19 protein-coding genes, 6 tRNA genes and 1 other RNA gene are annotated in these 22,558 nt (G+C 54.4%); 9 read left to right on the forward strand and 17 right to left on the reverse strand.

All coding sequences use genetic code 11. The features are described 5' to 3' along the window. Nucleotides 1-6 precede the first annotated feature (6 nt). Nucleotides 7-1,023, reverse strand: a complete 1,017-nt coding sequence (locus NP77_RS07455; protein WP_003848880.1) for a bile acid:sodium symporter family protein — start codon at nucleotides 1,021-1,023, stop codon at nucleotides 7-9. A gap of 95 nt (nucleotides 1,024-1,118) precedes the next feature. Here NP77_RS07455 and NP77_RS07460 point away from each other — a divergent pair, with 95 nt between their 5' ends. Then, a complete protein-coding gene (locus NP77_RS07460; RefSeq protein WP_008926526.1) occupies nucleotides 1,119-2,039 on the forward strand; it encodes a LysR family transcriptional regulator in 921 nt (306 codons plus the stop codon). Here NP77_RS07460 and NP77_RS07465 read toward each other — a convergent pair. From NP77_RS07465 to NP77_RS07485, 6 genes are all read right to left on the reverse strand, one after another. Then, complete coding sequence (locus NP77_RS07465; protein WP_008926525.1) at nucleotides 2,036-2,374, reverse strand: FlxA-like family protein; 339 nt, start codon at nucleotides 2,372-2,374, stop codon at nucleotides 2,036-2,038. The genes NP77_RS07460 and NP77_RS07465 overlap by 4 nt on opposite strands. Before the next feature lie 543 nt (nucleotides 2,375-2,917). Beyond that, a non-coding RNA gene (locus tag NP77_RS22840) (RtT sRNA) lies at nucleotides 2,918-3,050 on the reverse strand. A 43-nt stretch (nucleotides 3,051-3,093) separates the two neighbouring features. Next, nucleotides 3,094-3,169: transfer RNA gene (locus tag NP77_RS07470), tRNA-Lys, on the reverse strand. 4 nt (nucleotides 3,170-3,173) lie between these two features. After that, nucleotides 3,174-3,249: transfer RNA gene (locus tag NP77_RS07475), tRNA-Val, on the reverse strand. A 36-nt stretch (nucleotides 3,250-3,285) separates the two neighbouring features. Next, nucleotides 3,286-3,361 (reverse strand) — tRNA-Val (locus NP77_RS07480). Nucleotides 3,362-3,402: 41 nt separating this feature from the next. Then, nucleotides 3,403-3,478, reverse strand: a tRNA-Val gene (locus NP77_RS07485). Between the two features lie 271 nt (nucleotides 3,479-3,749). On the opposite strand from NP77_RS07485, the gene gltX reads away from it, so the two are divergent. Beyond that, nucleotides 3,750-5,165 carry a glutamate--tRNA ligase gene (gene gltX / locus NP77_RS07490; RefSeq protein ID WP_039659597.1) on the forward strand — a complete coding sequence of 472 codons (1,416 nt, stop codon included), beginning with the start codon at nucleotides 3,750-3,752 and terminating at the stop codon, nucleotides 5,163-5,165. Between the two features lie 35 nt (nucleotides 5,166-5,200). Here the strand turns inward: gltX and NP77_RS07495 are convergent, their stop codons facing one another. Both NP77_RS07495 and NP77_RS07500 read right to left on the reverse strand, forming a co-directional pair. Further along, nucleotides 5,201-5,554 (reverse strand): YfeC-like transcriptional regulator, encoded by a 354-nt coding sequence (locus NP77_RS07495; RefSeq protein WP_003848889.1) that lies wholly within the window; start codon nucleotides 5,552-5,554, stop codon nucleotides 5,201-5,203. Between the two features lie 111 nt (nucleotides 5,555-5,665). Further along, the gene (locus NP77_RS07500; protein WP_003848892.1) at nucleotides 5,666-6,454 is read right to left on the reverse strand and encodes a formate/nitrite transporter family protein; all 789 of its coding nucleotides are present in this window, start codon (nucleotides 6,452-6,454) and stop codon (nucleotides 5,666-5,668) included. 360 nt (nucleotides 6,455-6,814) lie between these two features. Between NP77_RS07500 and NP77_RS07505 the strand changes: the two genes are divergently transcribed. Beyond that, a tRNA-Ala gene (locus NP77_RS07505) sits at nucleotides 6,815-6,890 on the forward strand. 44 nt (nucleotides 6,891-6,934) lie between these two features. Further along, nucleotides 6,935-7,010: transfer RNA gene (locus tag NP77_RS07510), tRNA-Ala, on the forward strand. 314 nt (nucleotides 7,011-7,324) lie between these two features. On the opposite strand, the gene NP77_RS07515 is transcribed toward NP77_RS07510, so the two are convergent. Next, complete coding sequence (locus NP77_RS07515) at nucleotides 7,325-8,515, reverse strand: NupC/NupG family nucleoside CNT transporter (protein ID WP_003848895.1); 1,191 nt, start codon at nucleotides 8,513-8,515, stop codon at nucleotides 7,325-7,327. A gap of 369 nt (nucleotides 8,516-8,884) precedes the next feature. Here NP77_RS07515 and NP77_RS07520 point away from each other — a divergent pair, with 369 nt between their 5' ends. Beyond that, nucleotides 8,885-10,126, forward strand: coding sequence for an Nramp family divalent metal transporter (locus NP77_RS07520; protein WP_039659600.1), 1,242 nt, complete (start codon nucleotides 8,885-8,887; stop codon nucleotides 10,124-10,126). A 46-nt stretch (nucleotides 10,127-10,172) separates the two neighbouring features. On the opposite strand, the gene NP77_RS07525 is transcribed toward NP77_RS07520, so the two are convergent. Both NP77_RS07525 and mgrA read right to left on the reverse strand, forming a co-directional pair. Beyond that, nucleotides 10,173-10,592: a DUF2502 domain-containing protein gene (locus tag NP77_RS07525; protein ID WP_039659602.1), complete on the reverse strand. Its 420-nt coding sequence runs from the start codon at nucleotides 10,590-10,592 to the stop codon at nucleotides 10,173-10,175. Between the two features lie 172 nt (nucleotides 10,593-10,764). After that, complete coding sequence (gene mgrA / locus NP77_RS07530; protein ID WP_039659604.1) at nucleotides 10,765-11,754, reverse strand: L-glyceraldehyde 3-phosphate reductase; 990 nt, start codon at nucleotides 11,752-11,754, stop codon at nucleotides 10,765-10,767. A gap of 219 nt (nucleotides 11,755-11,973) precedes the next feature. On the opposite strand from mgrA, the gene ipdC reads away from it, so the two are divergent. Together ipdC and glk are read left to right on the forward strand one after the other, a co-directional pair. Then, nucleotides 11,974-13,626, forward strand: coding sequence for an indolepyruvate decarboxylase (gene ipdC, locus NP77_RS07535; protein WP_039659606.1), 1,653 nt, complete (start codon nucleotides 11,974-11,976; stop codon nucleotides 13,624-13,626). A gap of 160 nt (nucleotides 13,627-13,786) precedes the next feature. Further along, complete coding sequence (glk, locus tag NP77_RS07540) at nucleotides 13,787-14,752, forward strand: glucokinase (RefSeq protein WP_003848907.1); 966 nt, start codon at nucleotides 13,787-13,789, stop codon at nucleotides 14,750-14,752. Between the two features lie 166 nt (nucleotides 14,753-14,918). Here glk and NP77_RS07545 read toward each other — a convergent pair whose 3' ends face one another. Together NP77_RS07545 and NP77_RS07550 are read right to left on the reverse strand one after the other, a co-directional pair. Next, entirely contained in the window at nucleotides 14,919-15,647 is a 729-nt protein-coding gene (locus tag NP77_RS07545; RefSeq protein WP_003848909.1) for a LytTR family DNA-binding domain-containing protein, read from the reverse strand. Further along, on the reverse strand, nucleotides 15,644-17,314 hold the full coding sequence (locus NP77_RS07550; RefSeq protein ID WP_039659607.1) for a sensor histidine kinase: 1,671 nt from the start codon (nucleotides 17,312-17,314) through the stop codon (nucleotides 15,644-15,646). Before NP77_RS07550 ends, NP77_RS07545 begins: the two co-directional genes overlap by 4 nt. 269 nt (nucleotides 17,315-17,583) lie before the next feature. Here NP77_RS07550 and NP77_RS07555 point away from each other — a divergent pair, with 269 nt between their 5' ends. Together NP77_RS07555 and alaC are read left to right on the forward strand one after the other, a co-directional pair. Beyond that, entirely contained in the window at nucleotides 17,584-18,108 is a 525-nt protein-coding gene (locus tag NP77_RS07555; RefSeq protein ID WP_003848913.1) for a GNAT family N-acetyltransferase, read from the forward strand. Between the two features lie 117 nt (nucleotides 18,109-18,225). Next, nucleotides 18,226-19,458 (forward strand): alanine transaminase, encoded by a 1,233-nt coding sequence (gene alaC / locus NP77_RS07560; RefSeq protein WP_003848915.1) that lies wholly within the window; start codon nucleotides 18,226-18,228, stop codon nucleotides 19,456-19,458. A gap of 51 nt (nucleotides 19,459-19,509) precedes the next feature. Here the strand turns inward: alaC and ypdK are convergent, their stop codons facing one another. From ypdK to NP77_RS07570, 3 genes are all read right to left on the reverse strand, one after another. Further along, nucleotides 19,510-19,584: a membrane protein YpdK gene (gene ypdK / locus NP77_RS23405; RefSeq protein WP_099257831.1), complete on the reverse strand. Its 75-nt coding sequence runs from the start codon at nucleotides 19,582-19,584 to the stop codon at nucleotides 19,510-19,512. Nucleotides 19,585-19,787: 203 nt separating this feature from the next. Then, complete coding sequence (locus tag NP77_RS07565) at nucleotides 19,788-20,816, reverse strand: HlyD family secretion protein (protein WP_008926516.1); 1,029 nt, start codon at nucleotides 20,814-20,816, stop codon at nucleotides 19,788-19,790. Nucleotides 20,817-20,818: 2 nt separating this feature from the next. Further along, nucleotides 20,819-22,417: an MFS transporter gene (locus NP77_RS07570; RefSeq protein ID WP_039659609.1), complete on the reverse strand. Its 1,599-nt coding sequence runs from the start codon at nucleotides 22,415-22,417 to the stop codon at nucleotides 20,819-20,821. Nucleotides 22,418-22,558: the final 141 nt, after the last annotated feature.

Below are 22,558 nucleotides of genomic sequence, written 5' to 3' on the forward strand. Positions count from 1 at the left end.
CCTGTTCTACTTCTGTGACTCCATCACCGAATCTTTAACCTTCAGCGTCTGCTGTTGCTGTTTCTCATTGGTCTTCTTGTAACGGCCGGCAATAAACGAGCAGACCATCAGCTGAACCTGATGGAAAATCATCAGCGGCAGCACGATAATCCCCACGGTGCTGGCCGGGAACAGAATATTCGCCATGGGCACCCCGTTCGCCAGACTCTTCTTCGAGCCACAAAACAGCACCACAATCTCGTCGGCACGTTTAAAGCGGAACAGGCGCGAGGCCAGCAGGTTGATAATCAGCACGGCGGTCAGCAGGATGATTGAACCTGCCACAATCCACAGCAGCGTAGTCAAGCCAACGCGATGCCAGATGCCATTCACCACGGCTTCACTGAAGGCGGAATAAACGACCAGCAAAATCGAGGTCTGGTCAGTTTTGCCAATCAGGCTGCGATGTTTCTCAACCCAGCCACCGATCCAGCGACGAGAGAGGTGGCCCAGAATGAATGGCACCATGAGTTGCAGCATAATTTTACCGATCTGCTCCAGACCGTCGCTGGGCGCGCTGCTGTGAATATCCATCACCAGGTTCACCAGCAACGGCGAAATAAATACACCCAGCAGGCTTGATGCCGAGGCGCTGCACACCGCTGCTGCAACGTTACCGCCTGCCATAGAGGTAAACGCGATAGCGGACTGAACGGTGGCTGGCAGGATACAGAGGTAGATAAAGCCGGTATAAATTTCCGGACCGACATCAACCGGATGCCACCAGACCAGCAGCAGACCCAGCGCGGGAAACAACACAAAGGTGCTGAACATAATCCACAGATGCAGCTGCCAGTGGCTGCTGCCTGCGATGATTTTTTCACGCGAAAGTTTGGCACCGTGCATAAAGAATAACAGTGCTATCGCTGCCGTCGCGAGGTAGCTGAAGACATCGACGTAGATCCCTTTCGCTGGCAGGAACGACGCCAGCAGCACGGTGATGATGAGTTTGACCATCATCGGATCGAGTTTTAAAAAGCCCATTGTTAAAATCCGGTAAATTTTTCAATAGCGCGATTGTGCGTGAATTGGTTTTAGAAATAAAATTGATTTATTGAATTAATCTATGAGCATAATCGATGAATTATACCCTGCGTCAGCTTCGGACTTTTATTGCAGTGGCACACTACGGTGGTTTCAGTCAGGCGGGGCAGGCGATAGGTCTGAGTCAGTCGGCAGTCAGCCACAGTATTAAAGAGCTGGAAGCGGAAACCGGCGTCCGGCTGCTGGATCGCACCACGCGTGAGGTGATGCTGACCGAGGCAGGCAAGCAGCTGGCGTCACGGATGGAGCGCCTGCTGGAGGAGATTCATACGACGCTGCTGGATATCCGCAGTTTTGGGGAGCAGCGCAGTGGCACCGTCAGAGTGGCAGCCAGCCAGACCATCTCTGCGCATCTTATGCCGCAATGTCTGGCTGCCAGTCAGCAGCACTTTCCCGATATCAAAGTGATACTGCACGATCGCGCTCAGCAGTGGGTGCTGCAAAGTGTGCGTAACGCCGAGGTCGACTTCGGGATTGTGATTGGGCCGCTCAGCGACAGTGATTTTGATAGCATCGCGATTCTGGATGAGCCTTTCCTGCTGTTGTGCCGCGATGATGATCCGCTGGCGCAGGTGGAAAGGGCTGAATGGTCGATGCTGGATGGTCGCACCATGGTGCTGCAGGATTACGCGTCCGGCAGTCGGGTACTGATTGATGCGGCGATGCAGCAGCAGAACATCAGGGCGCAAGTGGTGCAGGAAATTGGCCATCCCGCTACGCTGTTTCCGATGGTAGAAGTGGGGATCGGCATCAGTATTCTGCCCGCGCTGGCATTACCGTTACCGGCCGATCGTGACCTTAGTGTGCGTCGTCTTTATCCGGAAATTAATCGCAGCCTGACGCTGATCAAACGTAAAAACCGCTCGCTGACGCCTGCTGCCGAAGCGATCTGGCAGGAGGTGCGCCAGCAGGCAGCGCTGCTGGCGCAACAACGCGAAGCCAGCCCCGCGTTTTAGATATAGACGTCCACTTTATTGGTGTCGGTAGGGCGGTTAATGCCGTCTGCTTTGTTCGCACTGACAGGCGTGCTGTCACTTTTTGGCTGATCCTGCTCCGCCTGCTTCTGCTCCAGCTGCGCAATCTGTGCCTGCAGCATGGTGAGCTGCGACTGATACATCTGCTGCATTTCAGCTTTCTGTTCGTCAGTCAGCTCTTTGTTGTCGGCCAGCTCTTTGACCTGGGTTAAGACATTCTGAATCTGTTTATTCAGGGCTGCGACCTGAGAAGCAACACTGCCGCCGCTGTCACCGCTACTGACCGCACTGCTTAAAATTCCGGAAATTGAAGACATCATTTTCTCCCTGTAAGTCGTCACATACGTTATCGGCACGCAGTGAAACGACTTTAGCGCGGAGATTGTTAAGGTTTGGAAAAGAAGGGAGCTTATCTACAAGCCAATGTCTAAACAGCAGAAACGAAAAAAGCGCCTTACAGGCCTTCAGATTGTCGACAAAGTCTGGACTGATGGCAGTGAGAGCGAGCCAGCGCAGGAAACAGGGTCAGATCGGAAAGACGCTAAAACCGCCATCCATGGCTCGCTCGGCCCGCGCGATTACTTACCTCATCCCTGAGGTGCGCCCGTTGCCGGGCCAACGCTCTGCGTTGTTCAAAAACGCTCCCGGCGTTTTTGTCCATGGCGCGGGACGCTTTCCTCCTCTGACCCTGTTCCCTGCTAGTTGAGCTATTCATCGCTGCAAGATGCGCCCTGATTTGAGTTTGTCCGTAATCTGAATCGCCAGCGATTCAGTCGAACCTGCAGCAGGTTCTCATCCCGCACGGTCACGTCCGTGCCCCGGAAACGAAAAAAGCGCCCAAAAGGCGCTTTATTCTGAATTGGTGGGTCGTGCAGGATAGCCTCGGCCCATCGTGGGCCTCGCCCTCCGGGTGATGCTAACGCATCAGCCTGAATCGCCAGCGATTCAGTCGAACCTGCAGCAGGTTCTCATCCCGCACGGTCACGTCCGTACCCCGGAAACGAAAAAAGCGCCCAAAAGGCGCTTTATTCTGAATTGGTGGGTCGTGCAGGATTCGAACCTGCGACCAATTGATTAAAAGTCAACTGCTCTACCAACTGAGCTAACGACCCGAAGTGGTGGGTGATGACGGGTTCGAACCGCCGACCCCCTCCTTGTAAGGGAGATGCTCTACCAACTGAGCTAATCACCCACTTCGTACTTCAGTACTGCTTTAACAGGTCAGATATGGTGGGTGATGACGGGTTCGAACCGCCGACCCCCTCCTTGTAAGGGAGATGCTCTACCAACTGAGCTAATCACCCATATCTTCATACCTGTTCACTGCGGGCCACGCTGTTAAGAGTGGTGGGTGATGACGGGTTCGAACCGCCGACCCCCTCCTTGTAAGGGAGATGCTCTACCAACTGAGCTAATCACCCCCGCTGTGTGGAGTCGCATTATAGGGATAGTTGATTTTGAGTCAACGCTTTTTAAAACATAAATGTGCGTTCGGTTTATTTTTAAACATCCTGTTGCGCTTTTAGCCAATGTGCTGGTTTTACTGGCAGAAAAGTCCCTTTTCCCGGGACGCAACCGGCGGGCATGCATTGAGGATTCACCGTCAGATGCTAGAATATGCCCACTGTTTTTCGCGTCTAACCTGTTTTTTGTCATCCAGACAAAGAACCCGCGCATCTAAGGCAATACTCAATGAAAATCAAAACACGCTTCGCGCCAAGCCCAACCGGCTATCTGCATGTCGGTGGCGCACGTACCGCACTTTACTCCTGGCTCTTTGCCCGTCACAACCAGGGCGAGTTCGTGCTGCGCATTGAAGATACCGATCTGGAGCGATCCACGCCGGAAGCTATCGAAGCCATCATGGATGGTATGAACTGGCTGAGCCTCGACTGGAATGAAGGCCCTTACTACCAGACTAAACGTTTTGATCGCTATAACGCGGTCATTGATGACATGCTGGAAGCCGGAACCGCTTATAAATGCTACTGCTCTAAAGAACGCCTGGAAGCGCTGCGCGAAGAACAGATGGCGAACAACGAAAAGCCGCGTTATGACGGCCGCTGCCGTGACAGCCATGAACATCATGCTGATGATGAGCCATGCGTGGTGCGTTTCCGCAATCCACAGGAAGGTTCGGTCATCTTTGACGATCAGATTCGTGGACCGATCGAGTTCAGTAACCAGGAACTGGATGATCTGATCATCCGCCGCACCGATGGGTCGCCAACCTATAACTTCTGCGTTGTTGTTGATGACTGGGATATGGGTATCACCCATGTTATTCGTGGTGAAGACCACATCAACAACACACCACGTCAGATCAACATCCTCAAAGCGATTGGCGCGCAGGTTCCGGTCTACGCTCACGTTTCCATGATTCTGGGCGATGATGGCAAAAAACTCTCCAAGCGTCATGGCGCAGTAGGGGTGATGCAGTATCGTGATGACGGCTACCTGCCGGAAGCGCTGCTCAACTACCTGGTTCGTCTGGGCTGGTCACATGGCGATCAGGAAATTTTCAGCGTGGCTGAAATGGCTGAGCTGTTTACGCTGGATGCCGTCAGTAAGTCTGCCAGTGCGTTCAACACTGAGAAACTGCAGTGGCTGAACCACCACTATATCAATACGCTGCCGCCAGAATATGTGGCGACACATCTGCAGTGGCATATTGAAGAGCAGAAAATTGATACCCGCACCGGACCGGAACTGGCGAAGCTGGTGGGTCTGCTGGGCGAGCGTTGCAAAACGCTGAAGGAAATGGCTGCATCCTGCCGCTACTTCTACGAAGACTTCGCAGAGTTCGATGCCGATGCGGCGAAGAAACATCTTCGTCCGGTCGCGCGTCAGCCGCTGGAAGTGGTGCGTGACAAGCTGGCCGCCATCACTGAATGGACGGCTGAAAACGTGCATCAGGCGATTCAGAGCACCGCAGATGAGCTGGAAGTGGGTATGGGTAAAGTCGGCATGCCGCTGCGTGTGGCCGTGACCGGTGCCGGTCAGTCACCGGGTCTGGATGTCACCGTGGAGGCGATTGGCCGCAGCCGCAGCGTGGCCCGTATTGAGCAGGCCCTGGCCTTTATCAGTGAGCGCGAAGCGCAGGCGTAATGAACACAGCCGGAGGCGCTACGCTTCCGGTTTTCTTACTCTTCACCAATTCCCAGTCGCTCCAGCACGCCTTTAATCCCTTCACGTAAGATTAATGCAGTGAGTTGATCCTGTTCATCCTGGCTCATTTGCTGGATGGAACTTAACAATAACGCAGGTAATGAATTCGTTACTGCGCCATAGGTGGCTGTGGGTTCATTAAGGTTGCGGGTGGATTGAATAAAACTTTTTACGCGTTCATCAATATGAATAAGACGTGCCTTGCCGCCCTGAACTCCGGGCTTTGGCGTGGTTGTCCAGTTCTCCCGCTTGATCCACTTATTCACCGTTTGCCGACTGTAACCCGTTTCTGCAGCCAGCTCTTCGGGGGTAAGCCATTCCTTTTTCACGACACTGTCCCTGTTAAATACATTAGCGGTACATATTACAGCAAAAAGTAACGGTGAAAAGTAACGTAGGCTGAAATTGCCTTTTGTCTGATGACAAAAGGCAAAACAGAATTACTGAGGATTACTGGCAGGTTCGGCAGCAGGACGGAATGCCAGGAAATAGGCCAGACCAACGAAGACGGCTCCTCCTACGGCATTGCCCAGGAAGACGGCGACAAAGTTAGGGAAGTACTCTGCCCAGCTCATCTGACCGGCAAAAATAGCGGCCGGAATAATAAACATGTTAGCGACAACGTGCTGGAAGCCAATGGCAACAAACGCCATCACCGGGAACCACATGCCGAAGATTTTGCCAACCATATCTTTACTCGCAAATGCCAGCCACACAGCCAGACACACCAGCCAGTTACAGCCAATGCCTGAAATAAAGGAATGCAGGAAATCGGCATGAACTTTGGCAGAGGCGATAGCCACGGTCTTTTTCAGGTAGTCACCTTCGGTCATGCCCAGCATATGGCCAAAGAACCATGCAACAGCCACGCTGCCGATAAAGTTCGCCAGGGTCACCCAGAACCAGTTACGCGCTACGCTCATAAAGCTGATGCGGCGGGCGAACCAGGCCACGGGTAACGTCATCATATTGCCGGTCAGCAGCTCGCCACCCGCCAGCACGGTCATAATGATACCTACAGGGAAGACTGCGGCACCTAACAGGCCACCGAAAGAGCCCCATTCAGCGGGCAGGGAGTTAATGACGTGAAGATCTAACAGGAAGCCGGTCGCAATAAATGCACCCGCCATAAAGCCAAGAATCAGAAGGATGCTGACAGGCGCACGACTTTTAGCCACGCCAGACTGGATCGCCAGTTGTGCGATTTCTTTAGGTGTATGCAGCGACATAGTATCTCAATAGTTTTTTTATGATTAATGGGGACGATAACGCCTGGTGGACGCGTGGCCCGCGGGAGAGGGTCCCGGTGGCCACTAAATTAGCGGGCTAAGTTTTGCATGCGAAAAAGACGAAGACAAGAAAATTCCTATAACATATTTAACCGTGAATTAACCTGATGGCAGCGGGTATAACAGTTAAAAAACGGTACTGCGTGACCAGACATGATTTTTATCTGCAGCATGCTGCTGAAACTTCGCAGGTTGCCGCCTTTTTCAGCGATCAAACAGAGAATGTCATTTTGCCGTTGACACCCTGGAGGCGGTTTCATATTATGCCGTCCGTCGCTTAACGCGACAGTTTTTCGGTTCGGGGCTATAGCTCAGCTGGGAGAGCGCCTGCATGGCATGCAGGAGGTCAGCGGTTCGATCCCGCTTAGCTCCACCAAACTTTTTCCCAAAAGTTTGGCACTGAAAAACGATTCCAGATGTGGGGGTATAGCTCAGCTGGGAGAGCGCTTGCATGGCATGCAAGAGGTCAGCGGTTCGATCCCGCTTATCTCCACCATTTTCTGACAACGTCGATGTCATTGTTGTCAAAATCCTTTCTGATTTATCTTTCATTCGCCTTTCTGCGAATATAACGCTATTGCTTTGCAAATCAGCTGCTGCGCACGCTTAACACGTACATACCCGGCAAGCGCCGCCGTGTTCTGCCCGGATAACGCTGTGCTGCGCCTCGTGCGCGCTTTACATGCAGAATCTGAGTGTATTGTATAAGGGCAGACGTCGCCTGAAGAGGTATTCAGCGGGAAGAAAAGCAGGGATGGCGAAAAACGAAAAGGGCGAGACAGGCTCGCCCTTTGATGTTCAGCACTGCACTCAGAACGCCAGAACCAGACCGGCGATAGCGGCGGAGAGCACGCTGACCAGCGTAGAGCCGTACAGCAGCTTCAGGCCAAAGCGGGAAACCACGTTGCCCTGTTCTTCGTTCAGGCCTTTAATCGCACCGGCCACGATGCCGATGGAAGAGAAGTTGGCGAACGACACCAGGAACACGGAAAGAATACCTTCTGAAGTGGGTGACAACTGGCCTGCAATTTTCTGCAGATCCATCATGGCAACAAATTCATTCGATACCAGCTTGGTCGCCATAATACTGCCGACCTGCAACGCCTCACCCGACGGCACACCCATCACCCAGGCAAACGGATAGAAGACATAGCCAAGCACGCCCTGGAAGCTGATGCCGAAGATCAGATCAAACAGCGCATTCAGACCTGAAATCAGCGCGATAAAACCAATCAGCATCGCGGCAACGATAATCGCGACCTTAAAACCGGCCAGGATATATTCGCCCAGCATCTCGAAGAAGCTTTGACCTTTATGCAGATCCTGCAACTGCAGATCGTCTTCGTTCTCAACGCGGTAAGGGTTGATCAATGACAGCACGATAAAGGTGCTGAACATGTTGAGCACGAGTGCGGCGACCACATACTTTGGCTGCAGCATGGTCATATAGGCACCGACAATAGACATCGAAACGGTCGACATCGCCGTCGCGGCCATGGTGTACATGCGGCGCTGTGACATCTTGCCCAGGATATCTTTATAGGCAATGAAGTTTTCTGACTGTCCCAGTATCAGAGAACTCACGGCGTTGAAAGATTCCAGTTTTCCCATGCCATTGACTTTCGACAGCACAGTACCGATACCGCGAATAACCCACGGCAGGATACGGAAATGCTGCAGAATACCGATCAGCGCAGAGATAAAGACGATTGGACACAATACGTTGAGGAAGAAGAACGCCAGGCCTTTATCATTCATGTTACCGAAGACAAAGTTTGTGCCCTGGGCCGCATACTTCAGCAGATGATCAAAGAAGCCGGCGAAGCCTTTGACGAAACCCAGTCCCGCTTCTGAGTTCAGGAAGAACCAGGCGAGCACAATTTCAATCACCAGTAGCTGTATAATGTAGCGAATGCGAATGCTTTTACGATCGTGACTGACCAGCAAGGAGAGTATCCCGACCACCACCAGTGCTAAAAGAAATTGCAAAATATGGGACATAGTTGCTCCAAATTTGAGGAGGGTTGTATTTTGTTGCGTATTCTATGTAACGCGTTACTTAAAAACGAGATCTGAACCACATTATAAGTATTCGCTATCGCTATATTTTCCAGAAAAGTTCCAGAGATCACGCCCTGTTTAAAAATCGTTCAACCCAGATAACCACATAATTATTGTCTGAATTTTACACAGAGCGTAAAGTGACACCGTTGCTCACATTTTTAGCACTCACTTCCTTTACTGTAATGTATAGCAATGGCTATACTTTATAGCAGCATCTATTACACCGATAACAATAAACGAATTTCACTTGCACATGCTAACCCCTAAGCTGCCGGGGCAGGCAAATGTTCAGACAGGGTACCGGATATGCTTGAGAGTCGTACCGCCGAGCGCGCTGCTCGCGGAGTCAGAAAAGTCAAACTCGCACTGCTGGGGCCCGCCTTTATCGCCGCTATTGGCTATATCGATCCGGGCAACTTTGCGACCAACATTCAGGCAGGCGCTGCTTACGGCTACAAATTGCTGTGGGTGGTGGTGTGGGCCAATATCATGGCCATGCTGATTCAGCTCATGTCTGCCAAGCTGGGTATCGCCACCGGCAAAAATCTTGCCGAACACATCCGCGATCGCTTTCCCCGGCCTGCCGTCTGGTTTTACTGGGTGCAGGCGGAAATTATCGCGATGGCCACCGATCTGGCGGAGTTTATCGGTGCCGCACTGGGGTTCAAACTGCTGCTCGGCATTTCATTGATGCAGGGCGCGGTGCTGACGGGCATCGCCACCTTCCTGATACTGATGTTACAGAGTCGCGGACAGAAGCCGCTGGAGCTGGTGATTGGTGGACTGCTGTTATTTGTGGCGGCGGCCTATATTGTCGAACTTTTCTTCTCCCAGCCCAATATTAAAGAGCTGGTGGTCGGCATGGCGCTGCCCGCGTTACCGACGTCGGATGCCGTATTCCTGGCCGCCGGCGTGCTTGGGGCGACCATCATGCCGCACGTAATTTATCTGCACTCTGCGCTGACGCAGGGCAAAAGTGAGGACAGTAAAAGTCAGCGTTACTCCTCAACTAAACTGGATGTGGCGATTGCCATGACCATTGCCGGATTTGTAAACCTGGCGATGATGGCAACTGCGGCAGCGGCGTTTCATTTTAGTGGTCACAGCAAAATTGCAGAGCTCGATCAGGCCTATCTGACGCTGCAACCGCTGTTAGGTCAGGCTGCCGCAACGGTATTTGGTCTGAGCCTGGTGGCCGCGGGACTCTCCTCAACAGTGGTCGGTACGCTGGCGGGGCAGGTGGTAATGCAGGGCTTTATCCGTTTCCACATTCCACTTTGGGTGCGTCGAACTGTCACCATGTTGCCCTCGTTTATTGTCATCTGGGCAGGCTGGGACCCAACAAAGGTGCTGGTGATGAGTCAGGTGCTGCTGAGTTTCGGTATCGCGCTGGCGCTGATTCCGCTGCTCTCCTTTACCGGCAACCGCGAGCTGATGGGCGATGATATGGTGAACTCGCGTCTGATGCAGAACACCGGGCGACTGATCGTGCTGCTGGTGATTGCGCTGAATCTTTACCTGCTGGTGGGTGAAGCGCTGGGACTGTAAGGGTTTCTGGAAACAAAAAACGCCCGGCTATGCCGGGCGTTTTTTGTTAGTGACGATCGTGGCCATGCGGACCGGGTCCACCGGGTCCGTGGGGCCCAAAACCATGCGGGCCAGGACCTGGACCACGGCGGTCATGATGATCCCAGTCGCGATCGCGGCGATACTGATGATCCCAGCGGCGCTCGCGGTCGCGCTCCTGCCAGCGGCGTTCACGCTCCCACTGCTGCTGACGACGCCACTCTTCGTGTCGCCACCAGCGGCGTTCATTGTAGGTATAGCGGTCATTCCACCAGCGGGGTTCACGCCAGCGACCGCCATCCCAGTAATTACCACGATTATCGCGATCGCCCAGATTCAGGGTGACGCCAGGGGCCAGAGAAATAGAGGCACTGGACGCCTCGGCTGTGTGACAGGCCAGCGGCGAAAACAGCGCCAGCAGGGCAGCAAAAATTAGAGCTCTTTTCATTATATTCTCCTCATCAACAGGCTGATGCTGTTGCGGCGCAGTGATTATGCCTGCGTATTACTGTTGTTACCGCATCATTGTGTCGGAAAATTGTGAGGAAATTGGGGAGAGAAGGGGGATTGAGATTATTCTGGTGAAAAAAAACGCCCGACCTGCGCCGGGCGGTGAATGCTTACATCAGAGCCGCGTCAATGGCCGCTAATTCGGTGTCGCTGAACTGACGACGGACGAGCATGGCCACCGCGTCATCAATCTGCGCCGTTTTACTGGCCCCAATCAGCACTGACGTGACGCGATCATCGCGCAATACCCACGCCAGCGCCATCTGCGCCAGTTTCTGCTCACGTTGCTGTGCGATGACATTCAGCCTGCGGACTTTTTCCATCTTCTCTTCGGTCAGCTGGCTTTCGCTCAGGAATTTGCTGCCGCTGGCCGCACGCGAATCTTCCGGAATGCCCTGCAGATAGCGATCGGTGAGCACACCGCCTGCCAGGGGAGAGAAAGCGATACAGCCAACGCCCGCATCGCCCAGCGTCTGAATCAATCCCTGCTCAGGGGTACGTTCAAACATCGAATAACGCGGCTGGTGAATCAGGCAGGGGGTGCCGAGATCGCGCAGGATAGCAATCGCCTGGGCAGCCCGTTCAGCCGTATAGTTAGAAAGAGCTACGTAAAGCGCTTTGCCCTGGCGTACCACATGATCGAGCGCGCGCATCGTCTCTTCCAGCGGGGTTTCCGGATCGGGACGGTGGTGATAGAAAATATCGACATATTCCAGCCCCATGCGTTTAAGGCTTTGATCCAGACTGGCAATCAGATATTTACGCGACCCCCAGTCTCCATAAGGCCCCTGCCACATGGTATAGCCCGCTTTGGTGGAGATTATCAGCTCATCACGATGGGCACGAAAATCTTCCCGCAGAATACGACCAAAATTCTCTTCCGCCGAGCCCGGAGGCGGGCCGTAGTTATTCGCTAAGTCGAAGTGGGTGATGCCGAGGTCAAATGCATGACGTAGCAACTCACGGCTGTTATCGACCCGCGTGCTGTCACCAAAGTTGTGCCAAAGTCCCAGCGAAATTGCAGGCAGTCTGATGCCGCTGCGGCCGCTGCGGCGATATTCCATCTGTTGATAGCGATCGGGATGGGGGAAAGAGGACATTTAGCGCTCCTGAGCAAAAACGGGAATATGTGCCAAAAGTCTATCAGTGTATACGGTTACACTTAGTGACAGCGCGCAGCAGTTCGCGATTTTACAGAATATTCCGCCAGCGTAACGTCGTCTTGCCAGGCATTGCGGCTGGTTAAAATAGCTACTCTCCTCGCTAATTTTATCCTCTGTCAGATACTTAACCCGACTCTTCCCTGAAAGGAACGCGCAATGTCCACATTCACTGTCGGAGATTACCTGCTGACCCGTCTGCAGGAGATTGGTATCAAGCATCTGTTTGGTGTGCCGGGCGACTACAACCTGCAATTCCTGGACCGCGTTATCGCCCATCCTGAAATCAGCTGGGTGGGCTGCGCTAATGAACTCAACGCAGCCTATGCGGCGGACGGTTATGCGCGCTGCAACGGCGCGGGGGCACTGTTAACGACGTTTGGTGTTGGCGAGCTCAGCGCGATTAATGGCACTGCGGGCAGTTATGCTGAGTATCTGCCGGTGATTCATATTGTGGGTGCGCCAGCCACGCAGGCGCAGTTGCAGGGTGACTGCGTGCATCACTCGCTGGGCGATGGTGATTTCCAGCATTTTATTCGCATGGCTGCCGAGGTCAGTGTGGCAACCGCACTGCTGACTGCCGACAATGCCACGGCTGAGATTGATCGGGTGATTATCAGTGCGCTGCAGGCCCGTCGTCCCGGCTATCTGTCGCTGGCAGTGGACGTGGCAGCCATGGCTGTACAGCCACCTGCACAGCCGCTGAACACCCATCAGCCCGCATCGGCTGACGCGCGTCGCGCTTTCAGGGCCGCGGCAGAACGTTTACTGGCACCGGCACAGCGTGTTTCACTGCTGGCAGATTTTCTGGCGCTGCGCTGGCAGCGGCAATCTGCGCTGGCCGCGCTGCGCGAACAGAGCGCGATTCCCTGCGCCAGTCTGCTGATGGGCAAAGGCGTACTGGATGAGCAGCAGCCAGGTTATGTCGGTACCTATGCCGGCGCGGCCAGTGCAGGGCAGGTGTGTGAACAGATTGAACAGGTGGATGCAGCAATTTGCGTCGGTGTCCGTTTTACCGACACCATTACGGCAGGTTTTACACAGCAGTTTGCCACCGAGCGACTGATCGATCTGCAGCCCTTCAGTGCCAGCGTGGGTAATGAACGTTTTGCGCCGTTGTCGATGGCGGATGCGCTCAGTGAACTGCAACCGCTGTTTGAACATTATGGTCAGCAGTGGCAGCCTGCCGCCGCAATCCCCGCCGCGCAGCCAGCAGAACCCACGGCGGTGATCAGTCAGCACGCCTTCTGGCAGGCCATGCAGGGATTTCTGCAACCCGGCGACCTGATTCTGGCCGAGCAGGGCACGGCCGCCTTTGGTGCCGCCGCGTTGCGATTACCCTCGCGGGCACAGCTGGTGGTTCAGCCATTATGGGGATCAATCGGCTATACTCTTCCGGCAGCGTTTGGCGCGCAGACCGCCAACCCTGATCGACGGGTTATCCTGATCATCGGAGACGGTTCGGCGCAACTGACTATTCAGGAGCTGGGGTCGATGTTGCGCGATGGGCAGCGACTGATAATCTTTTTACTGAATAATGACGGCTATACCGTCGAACGGGCGATTCATGGCGCAACACAACGTTACAATGATATCGCCCCGTGGAACTGGACGGCTCTGCCACACGCCCTTAGCCTTCATGGCCAGGCGCAGAGCTGGCGCATCAGTGAAACCGTGCAGTTAGACGAGGTGATGACGCGACTGGTCGCGCCTCAATGGCTGTCGCTGGTTGAGGTGGTGATGCAGAAAGAAGATTTGCCGCCACTGCTAAGAAAAGTCACTGCCTGCCTGAATCAACGCAACGGCGGCTAAGATTCAGATAGTTGCCGCTGTGCAGGCTGGACTAACGCGGTTAGGCTGTAGCACAACTGAGTAAGACGCTCACCAATCGCACCGGTGAGCGTTGTTGTTTTATGGGCAGAATTTTATAGTGTCCTCCAACTCTTAAGACCCCAAGCGGAGCAACAGAAGAATGACAACCTATGCCTTGGTCGGCGATGTCGGCGGTACTAACGCGCGCCTCGCCCTGTGTGAGGTGGAAAGCGGCAGCATCACCCAGGCCAAAACATTCTCAACATCAGAATACGACAGCCTCGAAGCCGTCATCCGCCACTATCTTGATGAACAACAGCAGGACGTTAAAGATGGCTGTATTGCTATCGCCTGCCCGATTACCGATGACTGGGTTGAAATGACCAACCATGACTGGGCGTTTTCTACGCGCAAGCTCAAAGAGAACATCGGTTTTGAACACCTGGAAATCATTAACGATTTTACTGCGGTATCCATGGCTATTCCGATGCTGACCGCCGAAAACGTGATTCAGTTTGGCGGCTCAGAGCCGGTCAAAGATAAACCTATCGCCATTTATGGTGCCGGTACCGGCTTAGGCGTCAGCCATCTGGTGCATGTGGACAAGCGCTGGGTGAGCCTGCCAGGTGAGGGTGGTCATGTCGATTTTGCGGCCAACAGCGAAGAAGAAGATCAGATCCTGGAAGTGCTGCGTGAAGAACTGGGCCATGTCTCAGCTGAACGTGTGCTGTCGGGTGCCGGTCTGGTTAATCTCTACCGTGCCATTGTGAAAGTTGACAACCGCGTGCCGGAAAATCTGAAGCCGAAAGATGTCAGTGAACGTGCGCTGGATGACAGCTGTACCGACTGCCGTCGCGCGCTCTCCATGTTCTGCGTCATTATGGGCCGTTTTGGCGGCAATCTGGCGCTGAACCTGGGCACTTTTGGCGGCGTTTATATTGCGGGAGGCATTGTGCCTCGCTTCCTGGAATTCTTTAAGGCGTCGGGTTTCCGTGCGGCTTTTGAAGATAAAGGACGCTTCCGCGACTATGTTGCCAGCATTCCGGTTTACATGATTACGCACGATCAGCCTGGCCTGCTGGGGGCGGGCGCGCATCTGCGTCAGACGCTGGGCCGCGAAATCTGATTCTGCTTTACTCCGCGCGCACAGCCTTTGTGCGCGCGATCGCTTTCCCGACCTGGAGGCTTCAGCCGTTCAGGCCCGGGAAATCACCGCCTGACTTCTCCTGCCTTTTCCTGCTGTTGTCCTGAAAGCCACTTCTCTACCTGAATCGTTCCCTCACTCTCCTGCATTACAGACGCATCAGCTGTCTGAACTGCTTAACCTTACTGCGGCTGACCGGCACCTGAAATTCCAGATCGCGCAGCTTAAGCAGATAGGTGTTGTTAAACCACGGCTCGATTTCGCGGATCTTGCTCAGGCTGACGCAGTAAGAGCGGTGACAGCGGAAGAACTGCTGCTCTGGCAGGCGTGAACAGAACTCGGTGATATTCATCGACATGACGTAGGACTCGCGCCGGGTATAGACAAACGTCAGCTTTTCATGCGCCTCAACGTAGTAAATATCATTCACGTCAGTGACGATAATGCGTTCATCTTTAATCAGGTTGACGGTCTGCGGCGCAGGTGTGGCACTAAGATGACTCACAGCCTGCTGCGCCTGTGCGGTGGCTTCCAGCTTGTTCAGCATGGTGACAATCCGCGACTCCTGATAGGGCTTGAGAATGTAGTCAAATGCCTCAAGCTCGAATGCTTCTACCGCATGCTCTTTCCACGCGGTAATAAAGACGATCAGCGGCTTGTGGGCAAACTGATGGATATTCTGTGCCAGCAACATACCATCCAGCGAGGGGATATTAATGTCGAGGAAAATCACATCGACCCGATGCTGTTGCAGATACTTCAGTACATCAAGACCATCATCAAAACAGGCTTCAATTTCGATTTTGCTGTGATGCTGAATCATCCAGCTCAGCTCCTGCTGGGCCAGAAATTCATCTTCCACAATAATGGCTTTCATAACAGATTCTCCGCCAGGCGCTGGCCATTTTTACTCAGCGTAAAAGCGATCTCGGTCCCCGGTTGATGCCGCACGATGTTCAGTCCCTGACCTGACAGGAGTTTGACGCGATGGTGCACATTGAGCAGACCGATTTTATTGCCGGGCATCTCGTTGCGCGCCACCCGTTCCACGACTTCGTCACTGATGCCCTGACCGGTATCCCGCACGGAGATCCGCACCCGATCGCCCAGATCCCGGACGCTCAGCGTGACCACGCCTTTGCCTTTACAGGGCTGAATCCCATGCACAATGGCGTTTTCTACCAGTGGCTGAATCAGCAGACTTGGCAGCAGAAAATGCAGATCTTCATCGACGTCATAAATCATCGTCAGTTTATCGCCGAATCGCGCCTGCTCAATGGCGATATAATCTTTCACCTGCCACAGCTCTTTACGGATGTCGATCAGCTCATCGTCGTTCAGTTCCAGGTTGTAGCGCAGATAGCGTGAAAGGTTAATGACCAGCTGGCGGGCAGTATCGGGATTGAGCCGGATAGAAGAGGAGATAGCATTCAGCGCATTGAACAGGAAATGGGGATTTATTTTACTTTGCAGCGCTCGCAGTTCCGCTTTATTGGCCATCTCACGCAGCTGCTCGGCGCGCGACACTTCAAGCTGGGTTGAGATAATTTGTGACAGGCCAATCGCCATCTCCTTCAGCGAGCCGGTAATACGGTGTGCGCGGCGATAATAGATTTTCAGCGTGCCGGTGACTTTGCCTTTTTCCCACAGCGGGATGACGATCATCGAATGTATATCTTTAGTGCGGTGCGCTTCATCATTGTTCTTAATAATAATTTTACCGCTGTTGATAGACTGCGCCGTCGTCGGGCTGATGCCATCATCGCCATGCTTATAATTATGTTCGCCATAGCCGACGTAGGCCAGAATCTGCTTTTTATCCGTCATCGCCACCGCATCGGCTTTGATCTCTCTTCGGATAATGTCACAGATATTGCGCAGCGAGTCGCTGTTCACCTGACGAAACAGCGGCAACGTTTTGTTGGCGATCTCCAGTGCCAGCTTGGCCTGGCGGGCAGCAATAGCCTCTTTCTCTCCCTCAACACTTTGCACCAGCAACACAATGATGCCGATGCTGGACGCGCCGAGGATCATCGGCAGGGCAATCTCCGACACAATCGCCAGCCCGAGTGAGGCAGGGCGCGCCCACAGGACGATCAGCAACATCGTCAGGGCTTCACACAGCATGCCGCCGACGATACCGGCGCGCCAGCGATGCTCTTTCAGCACCCGGCGATTAATCCCGCCTGCGACGACACCGGCAATGATGCTGGTAATCAGGCAGGGGACGGAAGTGACGCCATGAATATCGATCAGAAAACGGTGAAGACCCGCAATCACACCGGTGGCGATGCCAACCCAGGGACCAAACAGAATCCCACCCGCCATCACGGCAATGACCCGCACATTCAGCAGCGAACCGTCGACATTGACGCCCGACCAGGTACTGAACAGCGCAAACAGGGAAAAGATGGCAGTGACCGCCACTTTTTCCGCGCGGGTGTGCTCATCTTTTTGCAGCAGCTGACGAAAAGGCCGGGTGCGCGTCAGGAAGAACAGGCAGATCAACATCAGGGCGGCGCGGTCAAAGACTGCCAGTAACATCGTGAAGTGGGAGGACACAGGCGACTCGTGAGCGATGGAAAGTGCCTCTATGATAAAAAATGTGATCGCGAACCGCTAGCACCCCGATCAATCCCGCCACAAGTTAATGTTTCAGATCAATTTTTACGGCAATCCAGTAAAAAGAGGAAAAGTTGAGTGGAATAAAGGGGAATAGTTTTTCACGCTGGTCGCTGTGAAGCCGTTTTGCTATGTTGCGCGATGACGCGCGCCAGTAACCGCTGGAAAACCGCGCCCATCGGGAGCCACAGATGCAACTTGTCACCGACAGACTAACCCTGAGTAAATTACAACCCGAAGACTGGCAACTGTTTCGTGCCGTCCATGAAGATCCCGACACCATGAAATGGGTAAGCGAAATCCCGGATGAAGCGGATATTCGACAGCGTTTCACACAGCGTCTGGCACCCTGGCAGCCGGGCAGTTTTCATATGCTCTGCCTGGTGGCAAGACGCCAGGACAGCGGTGAGCCCATTGGCCTGTTTGGCTGCAGCCCGGAATGGGAGCCGTATCGTCAGGCGGAGGTGGGCTATATGCTGCTGCATCGCCACTGTGGTCAGGGCTATGGCAGCGAAGCGCTGGCGGCGCTGTGTCAGTTTCTGCTTGAAGCCGATTTTCACAAACTCAAGGCGATGGTGATTGAAGGGAACTGGGCGTCACGCCGTATTCTGGAGAAAAACGGTTTTCAGCTGGAGGGCACGCTGCGGGATAATTATCTGCTGGATGGCCACTGGGTGAACGATTGGCTGCTGGGACGGCTGAATCCGCAAAAATAAAAAAATTTTCCGCCACCCTCGACAAAATGATCCTCGCCACGTTATGTTCGTAACGGGTCACCGCAGTGACCCACGTCGCTCGGACGGTCCGGGCGCTTACGTAATCCAGAGGACATCATGGCTGATAACAGCACACCCCGTCGTTTCTCGCGTATTGAACGTTTACCCCCTTACGTTTTCAACATCACTGCTGAACTGAAGATGGCTGCGCGTCGGCGCGGCGAAGATATCATCGACTTTTCAATGGGCAACCCGGATGGTCCGACTCCGCCTCACATTGTCGAAAAGTTATGCCAGGTGGCGCAGCGTGACGATACCCACGGTTATTCCACCTCGCGCGGCATACCGCGTCTGCGCAGAGCGATTTCGCGCTGGTACGCTGAGCGCTATCAGGTGGAGATCGATCCCGAATCTGAGGCAATTGTCACCATTGGCTCCAAAGAGGGGCTGGCGCATCTGATGCTGGCGACGCTGGATCATGGTGATACCGTACTGGTGCCCAATCCCAGCTATCCGATTCATATCTACGGTGCAGTGATTGCCGGAGCGCAGGTGCGTTCGGTGCCGCTGGTGGCGGGTGTCGACTTCTTCACTGAGCTGGAACGTGCTATTCGGGAAAGCTACCCCAAGCCAAAAATGATGATCCTTGGATTCCCATCCAACCCGACCGCACAGTGTGTGGAACTCGACTTTTTCGAGCGGGTGATTGCGCTGGCGAAGCAGTACAACGTGCTGGTCATCCACGATCTGGCTTATGCTGACATCGTCTACGATGGCTGGAAAGCGCCGTCGATTATGGAGGTGCCGGGCGCGCGTGATGTCGCCGTTGAATTCTTTACCCTGTCAAAAAGCTACAACATGGCAGGCTGGCGTATCGGTTTCATGGTGGGTAATAAAGAGCTGGTCGCCGCGCTGGCGCGTATCAAGAGTTACCATGACTACGGCACCTTTACGCCGCTACAGGTGGCAGCCATTGCCGCGCTGGAAGGGGATCAGCAGTGCGTGCGTGACATTGCTGAGCAGTATAAACGCCGCCGTGATGTGCTGGTCAAAGGCTTGCATGAAGCGGGCTGGATGGTGGATAACCCCAAAGCCTCGATGTACGTCTGGGCAAAAATTCCCGACCACTATGCACATCTGGGTTCGCTGGAATTTGCTAAACATATGCTGCAGGAGGCGAAAGTCTGTGTTTCCCCTGGTATCGGTTTTGGTGACTATGGCGACACGCACGTGCGATTTGCGCTGATTGAAAACAGCGATCGTATTCGTCAGGCAGTGCGGGGAATTAAGGCGATGTTTCGTGCCGATGGCGTATTGCCGGGCAGCATGAAAACAGAAGAAGAGAGCTGACAGCCAGCAGGGGCGACACGATGGTCGCCCCTTGGCGGCACTGTCACGCCATTACTTCAGCAGCAGAACAAAGGTTCCGAACCAAAGTAACGCGAAAAAAGATATTCCCATCAAGGCATATTTCACAAAGCAACTCCTCTGAGCGGTTACGATGATGGCGATCCCAAACCAGTGCAACGCGAACAGATGTGGAAAAGAGATCGCCATTTCAGTAATGGTCTGCTCTCTTCCGGGTCGATCTGAATAACTCTCAGAACAGGATCAGGCGCTAATTTACGCGTAATCCCACCCAAATGAAATAGGCCCGTTCTGAGATATTGCTCACAATATTAGGGCGCCTCGATTTCAGGGATCGCCGACATGCCGACACGTAACTGAGCCAGATGCGGTTGGTCGCCATCCAGCACAATTTTCACCGGCAGACGTTGAACGACTTTAGTGTAGTTGCCTGTGGCGTTATCGGGAGCGATCGCTGAAAAAGTTGCACCAGTGGCCGGTGCGATGCTGTCCACATGACCGGTAAAGGTCTCGCCTGGCAGGGCATCAACCCGGATTCGGACCCGCTGTCCTGGGCGCACATCGCTTAACTGCGTCTCAAGGTAGTTAGCCGTAATGTAGGTTTGCTGCAGGGGGACCACGGCCAGCAGACGGGTTCCGGCTGAAACGTATGCGCCTGTCCGCACCGCACGCTGACCCACCATGCCGTCAACAGGAGCCGTAATGCGCGTGTAGGAGAGATTCAGCCTGGCCTGATCGACGCTGGCTTTGGCTGCGGCAACATCCGCTTCTGCTGAACGCACCGCCGCCTGTAATACGCCCACCTGTTTTATTGCCGATGCCAGTGCAGCCTGACTCTGATGGACAGCTGCCAGCGCCGAGCGCTGATTTGAGCTGGCCTTTTGCTGATCGTCAGCGGCGACGGTGCCGCTTTTATAGAGGCGGTTATAGCGATCGGCGCTTTGACCCGCATACTGCGCAGAAGCCTGACTTGCCGCGACGCTGGCTTTCTGCTGATCAATCATCGACTGCTGCTGTTCCAGTTGAGCCTGGCTGCTCAGCAGTTTCGCCTGACTCACCTGCAGGTCAGCTTCAGCACTCTCCAGCGCCACCCGATAGTCACGGTCATCCAGCGTTGCCAGCAACTGGCCCGCTTTGACCTGCTGATTATCCTGCACCTCAACATGGCTTATGTAGCCCGAGACTTTCGGTGCTACCAGGGTGTAATCCGCATTGACGTAAGCATCATTGGTGCGGTGATCGTTGCTGGTCATCATCGTCCAGACAACAAAGGCAATGGCCAGTAACACCAGCAGCAGCAGACTCAGCAGCAGGGTTCTTCTCATTTCAAAAGTACGCATATTCAGTTATTCCGGGGAGGGTGTTGAATCAAAGTTTGAGGCGGCCAGACCCGTTTTGGCAGGATGGCGGTAAGCAATAACAGGCAGGCGGCAAAGCCGGTCAGCATCAGCCAGCTGTCGCTCAGGCTCAGGATCGTGGCCTGATGCCGGACCAGGGTGGCGAATCCGCTGAGATTATCGCTGGCGCTGATGCTGCCATCCGGCAATAGCGGCAAACTGCGGCTGGCTTGATCGGCTGTCGGCGCGGTCATCAGCCAGCTGCGGCTGGCGGCCTGATTAATCAGGACACTGGAATGAAATTGCTCACGATGAGAAAGGAAAACCTCAACCAGCGTGGAGGCGGCAATACTGGAAAACCCGCGCACCGTGTTAAACATCGCGGAGGCAAAAGGGCCTTCAGGTGGGGCCACAACGCTGGTGGCACTCATCAATATCGGCAAAATGATCATCGGTTGTCCGAACGCCTGCAGGATTTGCAGCAGCCAGAAATTCTGTCGCGCCCAGTCACTGGTGATCTGCGAGCCCAGCAGACAGGCAGTCACCAGCAGGCCGACGCCCGCCGTCAGCATCCAGCGGCAATCAATCCAGCGGATATTGAGCAGTGCCGCAATCAGTGGCGCGATGAGCAATTGTGGCAGGCCTACGGTCAGTGCCAGCGGGGCAAACTCAAGGGTGCGAAAGCCGCTCACCTGAGCAAAGTAGGCCGAAGGCAGCGCGGAACCTGAAAGCCCCAGGATGAGCACGCAGGCCAGCCCCAGCAGGCCGTGCGCCAGGTTGGGCCGTCTGAGCATCTGTAATTTAAACAGCGGCAGCGGGTGAAACCACTCATTGATCAGGAAAACCAGCAGCAGCGGCAGCGCGGCGAGCAGCATACCGGCGATCAGTGGCGAGTTCAGCCAGTCAAGACGCTCCCCCTGGGTCAGCACCAGCACCAGCAGCGCGACAGCACTGCAACCGGTCACCATGCCGAACAGATCGATCTGCTGAAAACGTTCCGGACGCAGCGGGTCCTGCGGTATCCCCCAGCTAATCAGTACCATCGCAATCAGCATGCCAGGCACCACCTGCCAGAACACCATCATCCAACTGACATGGTCGGTCCATATTGAGGCCAGCGAGGCTGCCATATTGGGGCCAAACGTCGCGGTCAGGGCATAGCCCGCCAGGCCGAACAGCTTAAAAGGCGGTGGCAAAAAGCGCAGAGCAACAGTCATCAGCATCGGCGGCAGTGCGCCGCCAAACAACCCCTGCAGCACGCGCAGGCTGATAAACAGCGTGGGATCCGGCACCAGCGGCAGCAGAATGCCGGTCAGCATAAATCCCGCCGACACGCCGAGTGTAAAACGCCGCAGCGACAGGGTGACGGCAAACCAGGGGGCAATCATCATCGCCGCAACTTCTGCCGCCTGATAGCCGGAGATAATCCAGCTACCCTGATCGAAACCGATGCCGATTGCGGCACGGATATCAGCCAGCGCGATATCACTGACGCGGTCGTTCAGCCCGGAGGTCAGCGCAGCAATAAGCACGCCGATCAGGCCCAGGGCTAGTCGGAGTGTAAAAGGATGAGGAGCCGGCGGCGTGGCGGGCTTAGCGTTCATTACTGGCAATCTCGTTATTATGATGCAGTGTACTGCAATGTGGTACAGGGCGTAATATTACATCCCGGTATGCTGTATTGCAATGTGGTACAGGCTGTAAAAAGTGCGGCATTCGCGCTACAGTAAGGCAGCTCAAACAGG

This window comes from Pantoea sp. MBLJ3, from assembly GCF_000816655.1.
In the GTDB taxonomy this organism is placed as follows: domain Bacteria; phylum Pseudomonadota; class Gammaproteobacteria; order Enterobacterales; family Enterobacteriaceae; genus Pantoea; species Pantoea eucalypti.